The following is a 17,709-nucleotide window of genomic DNA, read 5'->3' as shown; positions in this document are numbered from 1 at the left end:
TGGCCCGGCGCACAGCCCAGGCGAGGACCGCCATGCCCCTTACACGCAGAACCCTGATCACCCGGGCGGGAGCCTTGGCGGCGGCTGGCCTGTTGCCGCTGCCGGCACAGGCCGCCGCGCCCTTCACGCCGCTAGCGCCCAGCCAGCAAGGCAAACACCGTTCGGTCGCCGTTATCGGCGCCGGCATCGCCGGGCTGGTCGCGGCCCATGAACTGAAAAACGCCGGTTTCGACGTGATCGTACTGGAGGCCCGGCAACGGGTCGGCGGCCGCAGCTGGACCCTGCGCCAGGGCGACGTCGTCGAACACCTCGATGGCCAGCCGCAGAACGTTCGTTTCGATGAAGGCCAGTACTTCAATCCGGGACCGGCACGGATCATGTCCCATCACCTGACCATTCTTGGCTATTGCCGCGAGCTGGGGGTCGCCCTCGAACCGCTGGTCAACGACAGCCGCAACAGCCTGCTGCTGCTCGACCCCGCGCGGCCACCGGTGTCCACCCGACAGGCACGCCAGGACTTCAAGGGCCGCCTGAGCGAATGGCTGCTGCAACAACCGCTTCCAGCAAATCACGCCGAGGCGCTGCGTTCGCTTTTGCAGGCCTACGGCGATCTCGACGGCGCCGGCCGTTATCACGGCTCGCTGCGCGCCGCCGACGTCGCCTTCCCGGTGCCCGGACAACCCGCGACCAGCGCTCCGGCAGCGCTGGACTGGGCACAATTGCTCGACCCGAAATTGCAGGCCGCACTGGTGGAAGATGCCGTGCCCGAATACGCCGCCAGCATGTTCCAGCCGGCGGGCGGCATGGACCGCATCGCCCACGCCTTCGCCCGGCGGCTTGCCGGGAATATCCGGCTCGGCGCCGTGGCCAGTGCAATTCACACCGATGAACAGGGCAACCAGGTGCAGTGGCAGGAAGGCGCCCGGCACCACGATCAACGCTTCGATTACCTAGTGCTCGCGCTGCCGTTGCCGCTGCTGGCGCGCCTGCGACACAACCTGCCGGCCGAGGTGAAACAGATCATCGACGCGCGGCAAAACGAGCACGCCAACAAGGTCGCCTGGCAAGCGCCGCGCTTCTGGGAGCGCAACGATCACATCTACGGCGGGCTGTCCCGACCGCACGGCGACGCGCAATTGCTCTGGTACCCGAGCGACCGCTTCAACAGCGAACAGGGAATCCTCATCGGCGCCTACAACCAGGGCGCGGTAGCGCGGCGCTTCGCCGAGCGCTCGCCCGCCGAGCAATACGCGCTATCCCGCCAGGCGGTGGAAGCCCTGCATCCCGGCCAGGGCGCCCGACTGCAAACACCGGTGGCAGTGAACTGGGGACGCATCCCCTTCAGCGAAGGCTCCTGGCCGCTGGAGCACGACGCTCCACCGCCCGCCGTGCTCTCGCGCAATCACGGCCGTACCTGGCTGGCCGGCGACGGCATTGCCTACGGCGGCCAGGAAGGCGCCGCCAACTCGGCCCGCCACGCGGTCGCCTCGATCCTCAGCCATGTTTCCCGGGAGTCCGCATGAACCATCCCGCTTCACGCGATCCGAATGCGCATCTATCGCTGGCCCTGCTGTTCGGCCTGGGGGTGGTCTGCGTGCTCGACAGCATGATCGTCTCCGCCTTGATCACACCGCTCAAAGCCCACTTCGGCGCCAGCGATGAAGAGATTGGCCGGCTGTCCTCGGCGGCGACCCTCGCCGCCCTGCTGGCCGCACCCGTGATGGGCCTGTTGGCCAACCGTTTTGGCCGCAAGGCGGTGTTGATCGGCGGCGCGGTGCTATGGAGCGCCGCGTCGCTGGCCTCGGGGCTGGTGTCGGGGTTCGTCGCGCTGCTGCTGTGCCGCATGCTCACCGGTATCGGCGATGCCGCCTACAGTGGCGTGGCGCCGAGCTGGCTGGCCGACCTCTACCGGCCGCGCTGGCGCAACCTGCTGTTCTCGCTGTACATGCTGCGCAACAAGCTGGGCTCCGCCGCCGCCCTCGGTCTCGGCGGCTGGCTGGCAGCCGAACACGGCTGGCGCAGCGCCTTTCTGGTCGCCGGCGTCCCCGGCCTGTTGCTGGCCTTGCTGCTGCTCAGCCAGCGCGAACCGCGTCTGGGCGCCAGCGAGCAGGTGACCACGCCGCCACCGCTGCGCAAGGGCCTGGAAGTGTTCCGCTATCCCGGTTACTGCCTGCACCTGCTGGCGCTGCTGTTTTTCTACACGGCCATGAGCACGCAGATGTGGATCCCCGCGTTCCTCTACCGCAGCTTCGCCCTCGACAACCAGCAAGCCTCGGCGTTTCTCGCCCAGGTGCTGATCTTCACCCTGCCGGTGGGCCTGATCGGCGGTTACCTGTCGAGCCTGTGGCTGCGCCGGCATGCCTGGGGCTTTCCGGCGTTCATCGCCAGCACCTCGCTGATTGCCGCTGGGTTGTTCCTGCAGGCCTACAGCACGCCATCGCTGACGGTCTGCAAGCTGGCCATCGCCGCCGGCACCGCGACCTTCGGTTTCAGCGCCGGCACCCTCACCACACTGGTGGTGGAAAGCGTGCCGGCGCACCTGCGCACCAGCGCGGTGTCGTTCTCGGTGATGCTCGGCATCGGTGTCGCCGGCATGCTCGGCCCGGAACTGATCGGCCGCCTCTCCGACGCCTTCGGCCTGCACAACGCCCTGCGCGTCGCCCCCGCCTGCTACCTGCTGGCCGCCCTCACCTGGCTGGCCATGACCCTGTATCTGCTGCGCACCGCTCCCCTTTCCAACTCGACCGATGAGGTACCCGCATGACCCGTTCTTCAGACCCTCGCCAGCCCCTGCCGCTGCGCAGCCATCAGCCCTACCCGAGCGACTGGATCGCCCTGGCCCGCGAGCTGGGCATCGCCTTTCGCGAAGGCGCCGCCGAGCGCGACCAGCAGGCCACGCCGCCGGTGGAGCAGATCCGGCAGTTGCGCGAAAGCGGCCTGGTCAACCTGTTCTCCCCGACCCACCTCGGTGGCGGTGGCGGCAGCGTGCGCGATACCGCCTGGTCGGTGCTGGAAGTGGCCCGTGGCGACGGTTCGATCGGCGCGCTGCTGGCGTTCCATTTCTACAACTCGGCGGTGCCGCTGTTTCACGACTACCGCGACGGCAACGCCGAAATCGTCCGCCGTGCCACGGACAACCGCTGGTATTGGGACAACGTCACCCAGTACGTCAACCGCGAGTTCTTCGCCACGCCCCATGCCGACGGCGGCTATGTGCTCAACGGCGTGAAAAAGTGGAACACCGGCGCACCGCTGGCCGAGATCACCACGGTGCTGGCCGAGCACGCCGACCGCACGCACTTCATCTACGGCTACCTGCCCACCGACCGCGAAGGCATCCGCTTCGAGCAGGACTGGAACCCCATCGGCCTGCGCGGCGCCGACTCGAGCACGGTGGTATTCGACAATGTGCGCCTGCATGCCGATGAAGTGATCCCGTGGAAGCACCAGGGCGCCCAGCGCAGCGTGCTGCCGTTCTGGACCACCTTCGGCGCCGTGTACTATTCGGCGGTCTACCTCGGCTCGGCATTGGCCGCCCTCGATACTGCCCGCGACTACGCCCGCAACGACCGTCGCCAGACCCTGTCGCCGGGTGCCAGCTCGCTGGCCGACGATCCGCTGGTGCTTACCCAGTTCGGCGAACTGTGGAGCCGCGTGCAGGCTGGCCTCGGCTATTTCGACCGGGTCACCGCTGAGCTGCAGGAAGGTTGGGACAAGCGCCTGGAACTGGACGACGACGCGGTCGGCCGGCTTCCCGCCCGCGCCCTCGCCCTGCGCTCACACAGCTCGGCGCTGGCCCTGGAAATCACCCCGCGGCTGTTCGACTTCCCCGGCGGTCGCGGTACCCAGCGCGACAAGGCGTTCGACCGCTTCTGGCGCGACGCCCGCACGCTGTCGTCCCACGACCCGCTGATCAACTCGCTGCACGCGGTCGGCAACTACGCGCTGAACAACACGCCGCTGCGCTACGGCTCGCGCTTCCCGACCGAAGGAGAACGCCCATGAGCGGCATCGTCGATTGGCACACCCACTGGCTCTCGCCACGCACCCTGGAATTCCTGCGCCAACGCACTCAAGCTCCGCGCATCGTCCGCGATGAAAACGGCGGCCTGGGTTTCGAGGTGAACTCTTCGGTGCTGGTCGAGACGCTGCCCATCGGGCCGTCCTTTCATGATCCGGCCACCCGTCTGGACCATATCGAACAGGCAGGCATCGCCCATCAGGTGATTTCCTGGCCGACCACGCTGGGCGTCGACGCCGCGCTGGGCGCCGATGAAGCCCGAGCGCTGTTCACCCTCTACAACGACGACCTCGCCGGGCTGGTGCGCCAGCACCCGCAACGCCTCAGCGGCCTGGCCGTCTTGAGCACGGCCGACATCGAGTGGTCGGCCCGTGAGCTGGAGCGTGCCCATCGCGAGCTGGGCCTGATCGGTGCGGTACTGCCGGCCGGGGCGTTCCTCAACCTCGAAGGCGCGCGCCGGCTGGCACCGCTGTTCGCCGTGGCGCAGCGCCTGGGCAGCCATATCTACCTGCACACCGGCCTGGCCCATCCGAGCATTCCTGGCCAATGGGCGCACCCGCCCGCGCCAGACGCCACCCATGCTCGCTGGCTGCTGGAGTCCACCTCGCAGTTCGCCGCGGCGTGGATCACCCTCGGCCTGTCGGATTTTCTCGACGATTACCCCGACGTCAGCGTGCAACTGGCGATGCTCGGCGGCCTGCTGCCGACGCTGCTGGGCATCATCGAGAAACAGGCGCCGATCGAGCGCATTCGCCGGCTGTATGTGGACAGCGCGATCCTCGGCACCGACCCCGACACCTTGGCCCTGGCGGTCCGCCACCTGGGCGCGGAGCGCATCCTGTTCGGCTCCGATTACCCGCTGCAATCGAGCGTTCAGGTATTGCAGACCCTGCGGGCCGGGCGTACCGACCGCACCACCCTCAACACCCTGCTCGACAGCGGCCAGGTGCTGCTTGAGCAGATTCGCGAGAGGCAAGCCCGATGAGCGCCAACGACCGTTTGAACCTGACCCGCTGCCCGGCGGTACCCACCGCCTCGTCACTGGCGTACCAGTTGGGTTACTTGCAGGAAACCTTCGCCGACGAGCCCGGCCTCGACATCGAATACGCCTCCGTCGGCTTCACCGGCAAACTCGACTACGCCCACCATGAACGGCTCTGGCTGCGCCATGCCGGCCATGCGCCCGCGGTCTGGGCGCGCGCCCAGGGCGTGGCCAGCCGCGTGGTGGCGCTGGCCTGGCTGGAAGGCTCCTATCCGGTCTTGAGCCTGGCCGGCTCCGGCATCGATGCGCCTGCCGGGCTGAAGGGCAAGCGCCTGGGAATCATTGGCCAGCGGGAGGCGAAATTCGATCTGATGATCGCCCAGCAACTGAAGATCTACGCCACCACCCTGGCCGAGGCCGGCTTGACCCTGGACGACGCCGAGCTGGTCTACATCGACCGGCCATCCAATGAAGGCGGCCCCTCCGCGCGCAAGCGTGACCACTTTATCGATGACGCCCGGGCGCTGGCCTCGAACCTGATCCTCGGGCAGGTCGACGCGATCATTGCCCGGCTTCCCGAGGAGGTGGCGAGCTTCGTCGATGTGCAGACGATCTACGACAGCCAACGCCATCCCGACCCGCGCGCCCGGGTGCATCCTTCGGTGCTGCGTGGCGTGGTGGTGAGCGAGGCATTGCTGAGCGAACACCGCGAGCTGGTGGTGCGTTATCTGGCGCAACTGCTGCGTGCCGGTGACTGGGCACTGGCCAACCCGGAAGCCACCGTGGCGCTGATCGCCAAGGACTACCACGTACCGGAGGCTGCGCTGGCGGGCAGCTACGATAGCGTTGCCGAAGGCATCCAGCTACGCCTGGACCCGGATATCGTCGACAGCCTGCGGGTGCAGAAGGATTTCCTCCTGCGCCACGGTTTCATTGCGGCTGATTTCGATGTCGACAGTTGGGTCGATCCGGAACCGCTACGGGAAGCGCGCCTGTTGCTGGCGCGAGAACAATAACCCGCCTGAAGTAACGGCTAGCTCCGGTCCCAATCCACCGCGGAAAACTGCTCGACGAGAAAGTTGATCATGGCCCTGACTTTCGGGGCCAGGTGTTTTCGCGTCGGGTAGACCGCGTAGATCCCGAGCTCCACCGAGCGAAATTCGGGTAGCAGCTCCACCAGATCGCCTCGACGCAAATCCTCGCCAATCATGAAGCTGGGCTGCAACAGGATCCCGCCACCCGCCAGGGCGATGGTGCGGCAGGTGTCGCCGTTATTGCAGCGCACCACGGAGCGGGTGGAGACCTGCTGCGCTCCGTTGGGCCCGTCGAATTTCCACTGGTTGCCCATCGAGAAATGGCTGTACGCGATAACGCGGTGTCGGGCTAGGTCAGCAGGTTCGGCAGGAGCGGCATGGCGCTTGAGGTAGTCGGGCGATGCGCACAGCCTCATCCGCGTGCCGGCAATGCGGCGGCCGACCAATGTCGAGCTTTCCAATTGGGCGATACGCACGGCCATGTCGAAGCCCTCCTCGACAAGGTCCACCTGCCGGTCGTTGAGGCTGATATCCAGCTCTACGTCCGGATAGCGGTCGAGGAAATCGGCCCATATCGGTGCCAGGTGCAGAATGCCGAAACTCACCGGGACGTTGATTCGCAGTACCCCGGCCGGCACGCCCGCGCCGAGCGCCACGGCGTTTTCGGCTTCATCCATCAGGCTCAGCACTTCACGGGCCTGGTCGTAGAACAGCTTGCCTTCTTCGGTCAGGGACAAGCGTCGGGTCGTGCGCTGCAGCAGGCGCACGCCCAATCTCTCTTCCAATGCGTTGACGTGTCGGGAAACGGCCGCCTTGGACATGCCGAGCACGTCCACTGCGCCGATGAAGCTGCCCCTGTCCACCACGGTGCAGAACACCTGCATTTCCAAAGCGCGATCCATGACTATCCCAATTTTCGGAACGATGAATGCCATTCAAGCATGTTTATCTCTTTTTCTGCTTCAGTAAGCTGGTAGCCGTTTCTGAATACACTGAAGCAGAAACACGGCCACCCTCTCGACCGAAGGCATCGGACAATGATTACCCTCAGCTCGCTTGAACTCGACCCCCACTCCGGCCTTCAGCTGCGCCGGGCGGGCAATCTCACCGCTCCCCAGGGACGCTTGTTGCTGCTTCATGGCGTGGGCTCGAACGAAGAGAACCTTGCGCCATTGGTAAGCAAGCTTCCTCCTCAACTTGAAATTCTGCTGGTGCGCGCCCCACGGCAGCTTGGCCCTGGCGGGTATGGCTTCTATCAGGTGAGCTTTGCCACCGGTAAACCGACGTTCGAGGTCGACCACGCGGAGAAAAGTCGCTTGCAGTTGATTGCGCTGCTGGAAGGGTTGCCGCCACTGCCGACCGTCATTGCCGGCTTCAGTCAGGGTGGGATCATGAGCGCCGGCGTGGGTCTCAGCGCGCCGCAACACCTGCGCGGCTTCGCCCTGCTCAGCGGCCGCATGCTGGAAGAATTCGCACCGAGCATTGCGCCGGCCATCGCGCTCGAAGGCCTTCAGGCATTTGTCGCGCATGGTCACCGGGATGGTGTTCTGCCTGTGGCCTATGCGCGCCAGTCGCAGGCGTGGCTTGAGCGGCTGGGTGTCGCTCATGTGCTTCGTCTGTATGACATGGCTCATGAGATTTCTGATGCCGAGCTGTCGGACTTCAGTCAGTGGGTCAGGTCTGTTTTGAATGTGAAGGGGTGAGGCTGAGGGTGCTGACAGCCTGTCGCCTAGCCCAAGGTAACCTCAAAACGCATAAGCCACCTGCGCCCACACCCGTGGCTGCCGCTCGATATCGCTCTCCTCCGAGTGATGACCAACCGGCCAGCCCGCCAGCGCACTGATATTCCAGCTCCCCGCTGCCCACCCCGCACCAAAGCCTGTGGCTGAAAGCCGGCTGGGCGCGGTGTCGGTGGTCCAGCTCGGTGTATTCAGGCGCGCTTCGCCGTGATCGGCAAAGGCAACCAGCTGCCAGGTCTCGGTCAGTGCATAGCGCAGCTCAAGATTGGCAAGCCAGCCCCGATCACCAAATGCGGCAGTCTGGTAGGTGGAGCGCGCGCCGAAGACGCCGCCGATATAGAGCTTTTCCGAGTCGTCCAGGTTGTCATCCGACCACTGCCCCTGCACCCGAATATACAAGGCCAGACGCCCGCCCAACTGCTGCAGGCGCGCGAGGCTGGCACGCAGCACGCTGAAATGGCCCGGGTCGGCCCTGCCGACCAGTGTCCAGGGCGATCCGTCGATATTCAAACTGCCCTCGCTCCAGTTCAGCGCAACGGTGGTCACGGCGCCGTCCAGCAACGGATCACGAGCCGTGGCGGAAAGCCCGTAGGTGAGCACGCGGGAGCGCTTTTCACTGTTTATGCCCAGCAGGCCGGACTCATCCTGCAGGTGCTTGTCGTCGAACTGCAGCCGGGCCTTGAGGCTGAACGTCTGGTTTTGCAGGAGCGGCTGGATGATGAATGCGCTGGCAGTACGGGCCTTGCCCTTGGCCGCGAGGACTTCCAGGTCATCGCCCAACTCATAGGACAGGTCCGACAGGATGATGCCCAGCCGGCTGGCCCACGGGCCAACCTCCAGATGGTAAGTGCCCCAGTGATAATGACCGGCCTCGGCCGAGCCCATGCTGCGCAAACTCAGCAGGTCGCTCTGGTCAAGCAGGCCGTGCAGATTGATGGCACTCGCAAGCCGCCCCTTGTCGTCTTGGCCACCGAAGTTGTCCAGCGCCACGCCACCACTGAAGAACGGCATCGCGCTGAGGTCATCCGGGGGATCGTAGGCGGTGTTGCCCAACGTAAGGCTGCTGCGCGATGGCAGGTCGGGGATTTCCTGAAACGGCAGCAGACCCGCCCCAGTGTCGTTGGCGAGGCAGGAAAACGGAAGGACGCACAATGCGAACAACAGGCCGGGAGCCAGGCGCATACGGGAATACCGGGATTATTTTCGGGGGGCGAGGCAAGATATGGCTTTGTGCTATCCCTGCGCAAGCCCCGCTGACACGATTCCGCAGCCCCGGAATCGCGCCAGCGTCAGGTCCCGATCCCTAGAAGAACTTCACTACCTGCGCCCACACCCGCGGGCTGCGATCGACGTCACTTTGCGGATCATCGTTGCCCAGCTTCCACGCTGCCACCGCATTGATCTGCCAGCCATACGCCGCCCAGCGTGCGCCAACGCCCGCCGCTGAAAGGCTGCGGTGGTTTTCACCCGTGCTCCAGGTGTCCTTGTTCAGGCGCACTTCGCCGTGGTCGACGAAGGTGCTGAGCTGCCAGGCATCGGTCAGCGCGTAACGCAGTTCGACGTTCGCCAGCCAGCCCTGGTCGCCGGACGCCTCACCCTGCGGGTAGGCGCGTACGCCATAGGCACCGCCGAGGCTGATCTTTTCCGAGCTGTCCAGGTTGCCGTCAGCCCACTGGCCTTGCAGTTGGGTGTACAGGCTGAAACGGTCGGTCAGGCGCTGCAGGCGCACCAGGCTCGGGTTGATCTTGTGGAAGCGGCCTTGGGTGCCGGCCGTCAGGTCGTCGATAGTCTGATTCAGCGCACCGTCGATGTTCAGGCTGCCCTGACTCCAGGCCAGGGCAAAGCTGTTCACGCCGCCGCCGAGCAGGTTGTCGCGGCTGTTGCCGTTGAGGGTGGCGATGACCACGCGCGAGCGCTTGTCGCTCTTGCTGCCGAACAGGTCGATGTCGTCCTTCAGGCGCTTGTCGTCGAACTGCACTTGCGCGTACAGGGAAAAGTCGCGGCTGCGCACCAGCGGCTGGATCGCGTACAGGCTGCTGATCCTGGCGTTGCCGTGGGCCTTGAGGTCGTCGAAATTCTTCGCCAGTTCGTAGTCCATGTCCGAATACGCCACGCCCACTTGCGTGGCCCACGGACCGATCGGCAACTGATAGGCGACGCGGCCGTACTGCTGGTCTTCATCCGAGCCCATGGCCCGCAGCGTCAGGCGATCACCCAGGCCCAGCGGGCTGTTGACGTTGAGCGTGCCGCCCAGGCGGTACTCGCCGGTGTAGCGGTTGCCGTAGTTGTCGGCATCGACCGAGCCGGACAACAGCGGGCCCGGCGTGACATCCACCAACAGGTCGGTAGCCCCCACCGAGGCACCCGGCTTGAGCGTGGATTTCACCTCCACGCCGGGTGTGTCGGACAGCAACAGCAAGCTGCGCTCCAGCTCGGCGGAGCGCACCGCATCGCCGCGCTTGAGCGCCGCGAGCGGGGTCAGGGCTGCGTCTGCAACCCGCGAGGTATTGTTCAACCCGACCTCGCCGAAGCGGCCTTCCATCACGGCAATCTGCACCACGCCGCCATCGATTTCCTGAGCCGGAATGTAAGCCCGGGCCAGCGGGTAGCCGCGCTCGCGGTACAGACGGGTGATGCGGTTGGCACCGGCCTGCAACTCGCCGAGGGAAACAGTGCGGCCTTGCAGGTCACCGAGCAGGGGCAGCAGTTCATCGCTGTCAATGGCGCTGTTGCCCTGCAGGGTGAAACTGTTGACCTGCAAGGTCGGGCCACTGGCCGTCGCCGCGGTCGAAGGTGCGTCGGGCAGGTTCAGATCCAGGCGCTGCTTGCCAGGCAATTGCAGCGGGCGCTGATCGATGTTCTGTTGCGACTGGCCGGCGTCCGGCAAGGTGGCCGCCATTACGGACAGCGACAGCAGGGACAGGCCACCGCCAATCAATGAGCGAACGAAACGCATGAATCAGATTCCTTCTGGCAGGCGAATGCCGTTGTTGACGATTTGCAAGTTCAGGCGCTCATCGGACGGATTGGTGATCAGCACGTCATGGCTCAGGCCATCGGGTTCGCCGGCCTGCTGCCGGGTCTCGCCGGAAATGGTCTGGCCGTTCGAGGCCAGTACGCTGATGTAGGATTGGCCGTTGCCAGGCAGGCTGTTGCCAGGCTGGCTGGGCTGACCTGGTTCACTTGGTTGGCCGGGCTCGCTGGGTTGGCCCGGCTCACTGGGTCCGGCGTTGACGAGTAAAGCGCCCTGCTCGTACTGGATGGCGTAGTTGTTCAACTCCGAGCCGACAGCGTCACTGGCAACGATTGCGTAAGTGCCGGCCGCAGCGCTGGCCGGCTCGCCGGTACTGGCGAGGCTGACCGATGCAACGCTGTCGCCAGCCACCAGGCCGAGGGAGCTAAAGCCGCTCAGGACGATGCTCTGCCCGGCCACTTTGCTGGCGTTATTGGCGGTGATGGTCAGTGCAGCTTTGACGATGTCGGCGCTAGTGGTCGCGGTGGTATCCGCCAGGGTGTAGTTGGCGGCGTCGGCGCCGCCGAGGACGATCCCGGTGATATCGACGGTCTTGCCGCTGCCGGCGTTCTTGTCGGTGAAGGCGCCACTGGCTGAGGTCACGCTCAATTCGTCATTGCCGAAGCGGCCGGTGAAACCTGCACCGCCCGAGTTCAGGCTGGCGTCAGTGGTGCCGTCGTAGGTCCGGTTTTGTGCGGTGATCCCGGTTACAGCACTGATGCTGGCCTTGGCAATATCGGCGCTAGTGGTCGCGGTATTGTCGGCCAGGGTGTAGTTGCCGGCATCGGCACCGCCGAGGACGATTTCGCTGATCCCGACCGACTTGCCGTTGCCGGCGTTCTTGTTGGTGAAGGCGCCATTGGCTGAGGTCACGCTCAATTCATCATCGCCGAAACGACCGGTGAAACCGCTGCCGTCGTAGTTCAAGCTGACATCGGTGGTGCCGTCGTAGGTGCGGTTTTGCGCGGTGATCCCGGTTACGGCACTGAGGCTGGCCTTGGCGATATCGGCGCTGGCAGTCGCGGTGTTATCGGCCAGGGTGTAGTTACCGGCGTCGGCACCACCCAGGACGATTTCGCTGATCCCGACCGACTTGCCGTTGCCGGCGTTCTTGTTGGTGAAGGCGCCGCTGGCCGATGCCACGCTCAACTCGTCATCGCCGAAACGACCGGTGAAACCGCTGCCGTCGTAGTTCAAGCTGACATCGGTGGTGCCGTCGTAGGTGCGGTTTTGAGCCGTGATACCGGTTACGGCACTGATGCTGGCCTTGGCGATATCGGCGCTGGTGGTCGCGGTATTGTCGGCCAGGGTGTAGTTGCCGGCATCGGCACCGCCAAGGACGATTTCGCTGATACCGACCGACTTGCCGTTGCCGGCGTTCTTGTTGGTGAAGGCGCCATTGGCCGAGGTCACGCTCAACTCGTCATCGCCGAAACGACCGGTGAAACCGCTGCCGTCGTAGTTCAGGCTGGCGTCAGTGGTGCCATCGTAGGTGCGTTTTTCCGCGCGGATGCCTGTTACCGCACTGATGCTGGCCTTGGCGATATCGGCGCTTGTAGTCGCGGTGTTGTCGGCCAGGGTGTAGTTACCGGCGTCGGCGCCGCCGAGGACGATTGCGCTGATATCGACCGACTTGCCGTTGCCGGCGTTCTTGTTGGTGAAGGCGCCATTGGCAGACGCCACACTCAACTCGTCATCGCCGAAACGCCCGGTGAAACCACTGCCGTCGTAGTTCAGGCTGGCATCGGTGGTGCCGTCGTAAGTACGGTTTTGCGCGGTGATTCCGGTCACGGCACTGATGCTGGCCTTGGCGATATCGGCGCTGGTCGTCGCGGTATTGTCGGCCAGGGTGTAGTTGCCGGCGTCGGCACCGCCGAGGACGATTGCGCTGATATCGACCGACTTGCCGTTGCCGGCGTTCTTGTTGGTGAAGGCGCCGTTGGCCGAGGTCACACTCAACTCGTCATCACCGAAACGACCGGTGAAACCGCTGCCGTCGTAGTTCAGGCTGGCGTCAGTGGTGCCATCGTAGGTGCGGTTTTGAGCCGTGATACCGGTTACGGCACTGATGCTGGCCTTGGCGATATCGGCGCTGGTGGTCGCGGTATTGTCGGCCAATGTGTAGTTACCGGCATCGGCACCGCCCAGGACGATATTGCTGATCCCGACCGACTTGCCGTTGCCGGCGTTCTTGTTGGTAAAGGCGCCATTGGCAGACGCCACACTCAACTCGTCATCGCCGAAACGACCGGTGAAACCACTGCCGTCGTAGTTCAGGCTGGCATCGGTGGTGCCGTCGTAAGTACGGTTTTGCGCGGTGATCCCGGTTATGGCGCTGATGCTGGCCTTGGCGATACTGGCGCTGGTCGTGGCGGTCGTGCCGACCAGCGTGTAGTTGCCGGCATCGGCACCACCCAGGACGATATTGCTGATGCCCACGGTCTTGCCGTCGCCAGCGTTCTTGTCGATGAAGGCGCCGCTGGCCGAGGCCACACTCAGTTCGTCGCTGCCGAAGCGGCCGGTGAACGCGGCATTGCCGGTGTTCAGGCTGGCATCGGCAGTGCCGTCGTAGGTGCGGTCTTGCGCGGTAATGCCGGTGACGGCACTGATGCTGGCCTTGGCGATATCGGCGGTGGCCGTGGCGGTCGTGCTGTCCAGGGTGTAGTTATTGGCATGGCCTCCGCCGAGCACGATATTGCTGATGCTCACGGTCTTGCCGTCACCGGCGTCCTTGGTGTCGAAGGCGCCGCTGGCGGAGGTCACGGTCAGGATGTCGTTGCCGATGCGCCCGGTGAAGGTTGCACTGCCGGTGTCCAGGCCGGCATTGGTCGTGCCGTCGTAGGTGCGGTCCTGAGCGGTGATGCCCGTCACGGCACTGATGATGGCCTTGTTGATAGTGCCCGTGAGGACGGCGGTAGTATTGACGTCGTAGTTACCAACATCAGCGCCCGAGACGGTGATGCCCGTGACGATGACCGTCTTGTTTGTCCCGGCATTTCTGTTGGTGAAGGCGGTATTGGCCGAGCTGATGCTCAGACTGTCGCCTGCGACCATGCCGTCGAAGGCGGCATTGCTGGTGTCCAGCGTGGCAGTGGTGGTGCCGTCGTAGGTCTTGTCAGCGACGCTGAGCCCGGTTATCGAGCTGATCGTGGCCTTGGTGATATTGGCGTTGGTCGTGGCGTTAGTGCTGACCAGGGAGTAGTTGCCTGCATCGGCACCACCAAGGACGATGTTGCTGATATCGACGGTCTTGCCGTTGCCGACGTTCTTGTCGACGAAGGCGCCGCTGGCAGAGGCCACGCTCAACTCGTCAGTGCCGATCCGCCCGGTGAAGCCGGCGCTGCCTGTGTTCAGGGTGGCATCGGTAGTGCCATCGTAGGTGCGATTCTCGGCGGTGATCCCGGTGACGGCGCTGAGGCTGGCCTTGGCGATGACATAGCTGCCCTCGACAACCTTGATGTCATAGCCCTGTTGATCGGAATACAAGCCGGTCAGCCCGAGGCCATAGGTGCCTGCATTGCGGGTGGAAACACTGGTGTAACTGGCGCTGCCCTGCAGGCTGGCACCGCTGTCGGAGAGGCTGTGGCTTACGCCTGCGACCGTGCCGCTCGTGCCGTCGTAAGTCTTGCCGGCAACATCGTCGACAGTGACGGTCAGGGACTTGAGAAGACCGCGCAGCAGCGGGCCTGAGTGGCCGTCATACAGGCGCCAGGCTGCGTTTGTCCCGCCTGTGCTGGCGAGACTCCAGCCGGCGAAGGTGGAGGCCTGGGTCAGTTCGCTCCAGGTCTTGCCAGTGCCGAGGTAGTTTCCACTGAACGCATGGCCCTCGTTGATGGCCTCGCCATTGGCGTCCGTGGTGGCATAGAAGCTGCGCGCGATGCTACCACCACCAGGCTGAATGCCAACCAGGCCACCTCGTTCGCCAGGGCCGTTCATGTTCACACCGCCAGTGGCGTAGGAGTCATCGATTCTGGCGCCGTTGTAGCCGACCAGCCCGCCGACGAAAAAGTCGCCGGTTACGCTGCCGGATGCATAAGTGTTGCTCACATTCTGTTCGCTGCGGCCAACGAGTCCGCCCGCTTCAGTGCGGCCCGTCACGTCACCAGTCGCGTAGGCACTGTCGATCCTGCCTGTATTGTTGCCAACCAGTCCGCCAACTCTGTCATTGCCGGTCACGCTGACCGTGGCATAGACATTACTGAGGCTACTGGAGTTGCTACCGACCAGTGCGCCGACATTGTTGTCGCTACTGACCACGCGCCCGCCCAGAAGGCCGAGGTTACGGATCGTACTGCCTTCGGCGGTAGTACCAAACAACCCGACGTTGTCGCTGTAGCGAGCGATGGTCAGGCCGCTGATGGTGTGGCCCTGGCCGTCCAGGCTGCCGCGGAAGGCGTTGCCGCTATCGCCGATCGGGGAGAAGCCTGCCGTGCTCCACATGCCGCTGGCATTGCTGCCTGCGGTGGCGCTGGCATCGATATTGCGCACCAGGGTGTAGCTGGTACCAAGGTTGTAGGCCATCAGTTGCAACTGGTGGGCGTTGCCGATGTTGGTGCTGTATTCGCTGGCGAGGAAGGGGCGAGTCTGGCCCTCGATGATGATCCACTGCACCACACCACTGGCGTCCCTGGCAACGGCGACGTTGCTGGTGCCAGAGACACGTGCCCAGGAACCAAAGCTGGTATAGCTGGTAGCGTTGTAGCGGTTATTGGCATCGATGGCAGCCGCCCCAAGGCTGGTGCCATAATTGGTGGCACTACCTTTTTCAGTGCTGCTGCTATCCCAGTAGGTGTTGCTGAGAGTGCCACTGTTAGAAGAGACCAGTCCGCCGCCTGAGAGCCCATAGACAACACCCGTTGCATAGGCATTGCTGATAATGGCGCCAAAGTCGTTCACTCCTACCAGCCCGCCGGACATAAACTGCGAAGCGACAGATCCGGTCGCATAGGCGTTGCTGATACTGCCGGTGTTCACCCCGACCAGTCCGCCGGCGGCGGCGTCAATAGCCAGAGAGCTTACCTGGCCTGTGGCATAGGCGTTGCTGATGCTGCCTTCATTCTTTCCGACCAACCCGCCGCTGCTGTTATAGACGTTGCTTGAAACGTTAACGGTGGCATAGACGTTTCTGATGCTGCCAGCGTTCGCTCCGACCACCCCGCCGACATCCATGAAGTCGGCGTCGATGACCGTCACGCTACCTCCCACCAAACCCGTATCACGGATTTCGCTTGAGGCGGTGGTGCTGCCGAAAAAACCGACACTGCCATTCCCCAAAAAAGTATGGGCGAGGATGGTGAGATTGCTAAGGGTATGGCCCAACCCGCTCAGACGGCCACTGAAGCCGCTGACGCTATTACCTACTGGCACCCAGTTGGTGATGCTGCTCAGGTCGATGTCACTGCCAACGGCGTAGTTGCCATCGAGGCGACCTCCCATATTTTGCAAATCAGTGGCGGTGTTGACCACGGTGAAGGTGGTCACCGCGCCTGCGATGCCTTTTTGGGTGCTGAAGTTATCGCCGCTTTGCAGGTTGATGGGCGCCTTGATGACGTAGTCCGCCGTACCACCATCGGCACTACCCTGGCCGTAGAGCAAGGCGACCTTGCCACTCGCGTGTTCGGCAGTGATGACGGCGTTGACGTTGATGTTGCGCTCGGCATTCAAGGTGAGCGTATTACCGGTGTTCCAGGTAATGGCATCGTTGACATGAATGTCGCCGTTGCGCCCCGCAGTGCCCATGGTCGCGGTCTGGATTTCGAAATTGTTGCTCTGCACCGCCGCTGATACCGCAGTACCCGTCATGTTGCCGCCGCTGGCAGCAATGGTGAAGTCGTTGGGGTCGATCAGCCAGGTACCGGTCTTGCCGGACGCAGCCTTGGTGGTGACTTTCGCGCTGTCAGCGACATTGACGTGAGCACCCGAGGTTTCGATGAAACCGCCCTTGCCGCCGGTGGGGGCGCTGGCGTCGAGGGTGCCGGCCACCTGCACGCTGCCGCCGTCGAAGCTGCCGAGCAGGACGATCTTGCCGTTCTTCTCGCCAACGGTCTGCGCTTCGATCGCGCCGGTGTTGTTGACCACGGTATTGATCAGCGCTTCGCCAGCGTTGGCGGTGAGCAGCACCTGCCCGCCGTCGGCCTTGATCAACTGGTGGTTTTCCACCAGTGCATCGACCACGGCTTCATCCACCTGCACGTTGAGTAGGCCATCGCCGGCGAAGTCCAGGGTGACCTTGTTGCCCGCCGCCAGGGCCACGCTGCCCTGGTTGGCGACGATCACGCCGTTGTTGCTGACCGTACCGCCGAGCAGGGCCACGCTGCCGCCGTCAGTCGCCGTGATCTTGCCGCTGTTGGTAACGGCGGCGTTCTTGCCGTTGCCCTTGAAGGCATAGTTGCCGGCTTCGAAATCGCTGTTGCTGATATCCAGCGTCGAGGCCACCAGACCGCCGACATTGACCTGCGCCCCTTGGCCGAACAGCACGCCGTTGGGGTTGACGATAAACACCCGGCCATTGGCATCGAGCTGGCCCATGATCTTCGAGCCATCGGCGCCGAGTACGCGGTTCAGCGCAATCGAGTCGCGGCCGGGCTGGTTGAAGGTCACCTTGTTGCCCGCCGCGACATCGAAGCTCTGCCAGTCGATGGCGAGCTTGTTGCTGGCCTGGTCGATGACCATCTGGTTGTTCGCGGGCGTACTGATCTGCCCCTGCCCCGCCGTCACCTGACCGCCGGTTGGCAGGTCGGCGGCGCACGCCATGATCGGTAGAAGCAAGGCTGCCGCAAGCACTGCGCCGGCCCCTTTGCCACGTCGACGGGCGTGTTCATCGGCAACGCTCCAGGCACCGAGGCTTGGGTTCCAGACGAGGGCATAAGTGCGGTTCATGGGGGCCTCCCTTTGACGATCAAGGCTGACCGGTTTGCCGA

10 protein-coding genes are annotated in these 17,709 nt (G+C 64.3%); 6 read left to right on the top strand and 4 right to left on the bottom strand.

Annotated elements, in window-relative coordinates; all coding sequences use genetic code 11:
- Window positions 1-32: 32 nt before the first annotated feature.
- Genes HWV67_RS15645 through HWV67_RS15625 form a run of 5 tightly spaced genes read left to right on the top strand, consistent with a single transcriptional unit; the run spans window position 33 to window position 6,019 of the window.
- A complete protein-coding gene (locus tag HWV67_RS15645; protein ID WP_175651880.1) occupies window positions 33-1,523 on the top strand; it encodes a flavin monoamine oxidase family protein in 1,491 nt (496 codons plus the stop codon).
- Entirely contained in the window at window positions 1,520-2,764 is a 1,245-nt protein-coding gene (locus HWV67_RS15640; protein WP_175651879.1) for an MFS transporter, read from the top strand. The genes HWV67_RS15645 and HWV67_RS15640 overlap by 4 nt, the downstream gene beginning before the upstream one ends.
- Window positions 2,761-4,005: an acyl-CoA dehydrogenase family protein gene (locus tag HWV67_RS15635; protein ID WP_175651878.1), complete on the top strand. Its 1,245-nt coding sequence runs from the start codon at window positions 2,761-2,763 to the stop codon at window positions 4,003-4,005. The genes HWV67_RS15640 and HWV67_RS15635 overlap by 4 nt, the downstream gene beginning before the upstream one ends.
- Window positions 4,002-5,006: an amidohydrolase family protein gene (locus HWV67_RS15630; RefSeq protein WP_175651877.1), complete on the top strand. Its 1,005-nt coding sequence runs from the start codon at window positions 4,002-4,004 to the stop codon at window positions 5,004-5,006. Before HWV67_RS15635 ends, HWV67_RS15630 begins: the two co-directional genes overlap by 4 nt.
- Window positions 5,003-6,019 carry an ABC transporter substrate-binding protein gene (locus HWV67_RS15625; protein ID WP_175651876.1) on the top strand — a complete coding sequence of 339 codons (1,017 nt, stop codon included), beginning with the start codon at window positions 5,003-5,005 and terminating at the stop codon, window positions 6,017-6,019. Before HWV67_RS15630 ends, HWV67_RS15625 begins: the two co-directional genes overlap by 4 nt.
- Before the next feature lie 17 nt (window positions 6,020-6,036).
- Here the strand turns inward: HWV67_RS15625 and HWV67_RS15620 are convergent, their stop codons facing one another.
- Window positions 6,037-6,939: a LysR family transcriptional regulator gene (locus tag HWV67_RS15620; RefSeq protein WP_175651875.1), complete on the bottom strand. Its 903-nt coding sequence runs from the start codon at window positions 6,937-6,939 to the stop codon at window positions 6,037-6,039.
- A gap of 135 nt (window positions 6,940-7,074) precedes the next feature.
- On the opposite strand from HWV67_RS15620, the gene HWV67_RS15615 reads away from it, so the two are divergent.
- Window positions 7,075-7,740: an alpha/beta hydrolase gene (locus HWV67_RS15615; RefSeq protein WP_175651874.1), complete on the top strand. Its 666-nt coding sequence runs from the start codon at window positions 7,075-7,077 to the stop codon at window positions 7,738-7,740.
- 42 nt (window positions 7,741-7,782) lie between these two features.
- Here the strand turns inward: HWV67_RS15615 and HWV67_RS15610 are convergent, their stop codons facing one another.
- From HWV67_RS15610 to HWV67_RS31550, 3 genes are all read right to left on the bottom strand, one after another.
- On the bottom strand, window positions 7,783-8,958 hold the full coding sequence (locus HWV67_RS15610; protein WP_175651873.1) for a ShlB/FhaC/HecB family hemolysin secretion/activation protein: 1,176 nt from the start codon (window positions 8,956-8,958) through the stop codon (window positions 7,783-7,785).
- Window positions 8,959-9,079: 121 nt separating this feature from the next.
- Window positions 9,080-10,732, bottom strand: a complete 1,653-nt coding sequence (locus tag HWV67_RS15605; RefSeq protein WP_175651872.1) for a ShlB/FhaC/HecB family hemolysin secretion/activation protein — start codon at window positions 10,730-10,732, stop codon at window positions 9,080-9,082.
- A gap of 3 nt (window positions 10,733-10,735) precedes the next feature.
- Window positions 10,736-17,668 (bottom strand): YDG domain-containing protein, encoded by a 6,933-nt coding sequence (locus HWV67_RS31550; RefSeq protein ID WP_218585601.1) that lies wholly within the window; start codon window positions 17,666-17,668, stop codon window positions 10,736-10,738.
- Between the last annotated feature and the right edge of the window lie 41 nt (window positions 17,669-17,709).

It is taken from the genome of Pseudomonas sp. Marseille-P9899 (genome assembly GCF_903166565.1).
GTDB classification, from domain to species: domain Bacteria; phylum Pseudomonadota; class Gammaproteobacteria; order Pseudomonadales; family Pseudomonadaceae; genus Aquipseudomonas; species Aquipseudomonas huaxiensis.
Note: the sequence above shows the minus strand (reverse complement) of the source record. Positions and strands in the feature narration are given on the sequence as shown.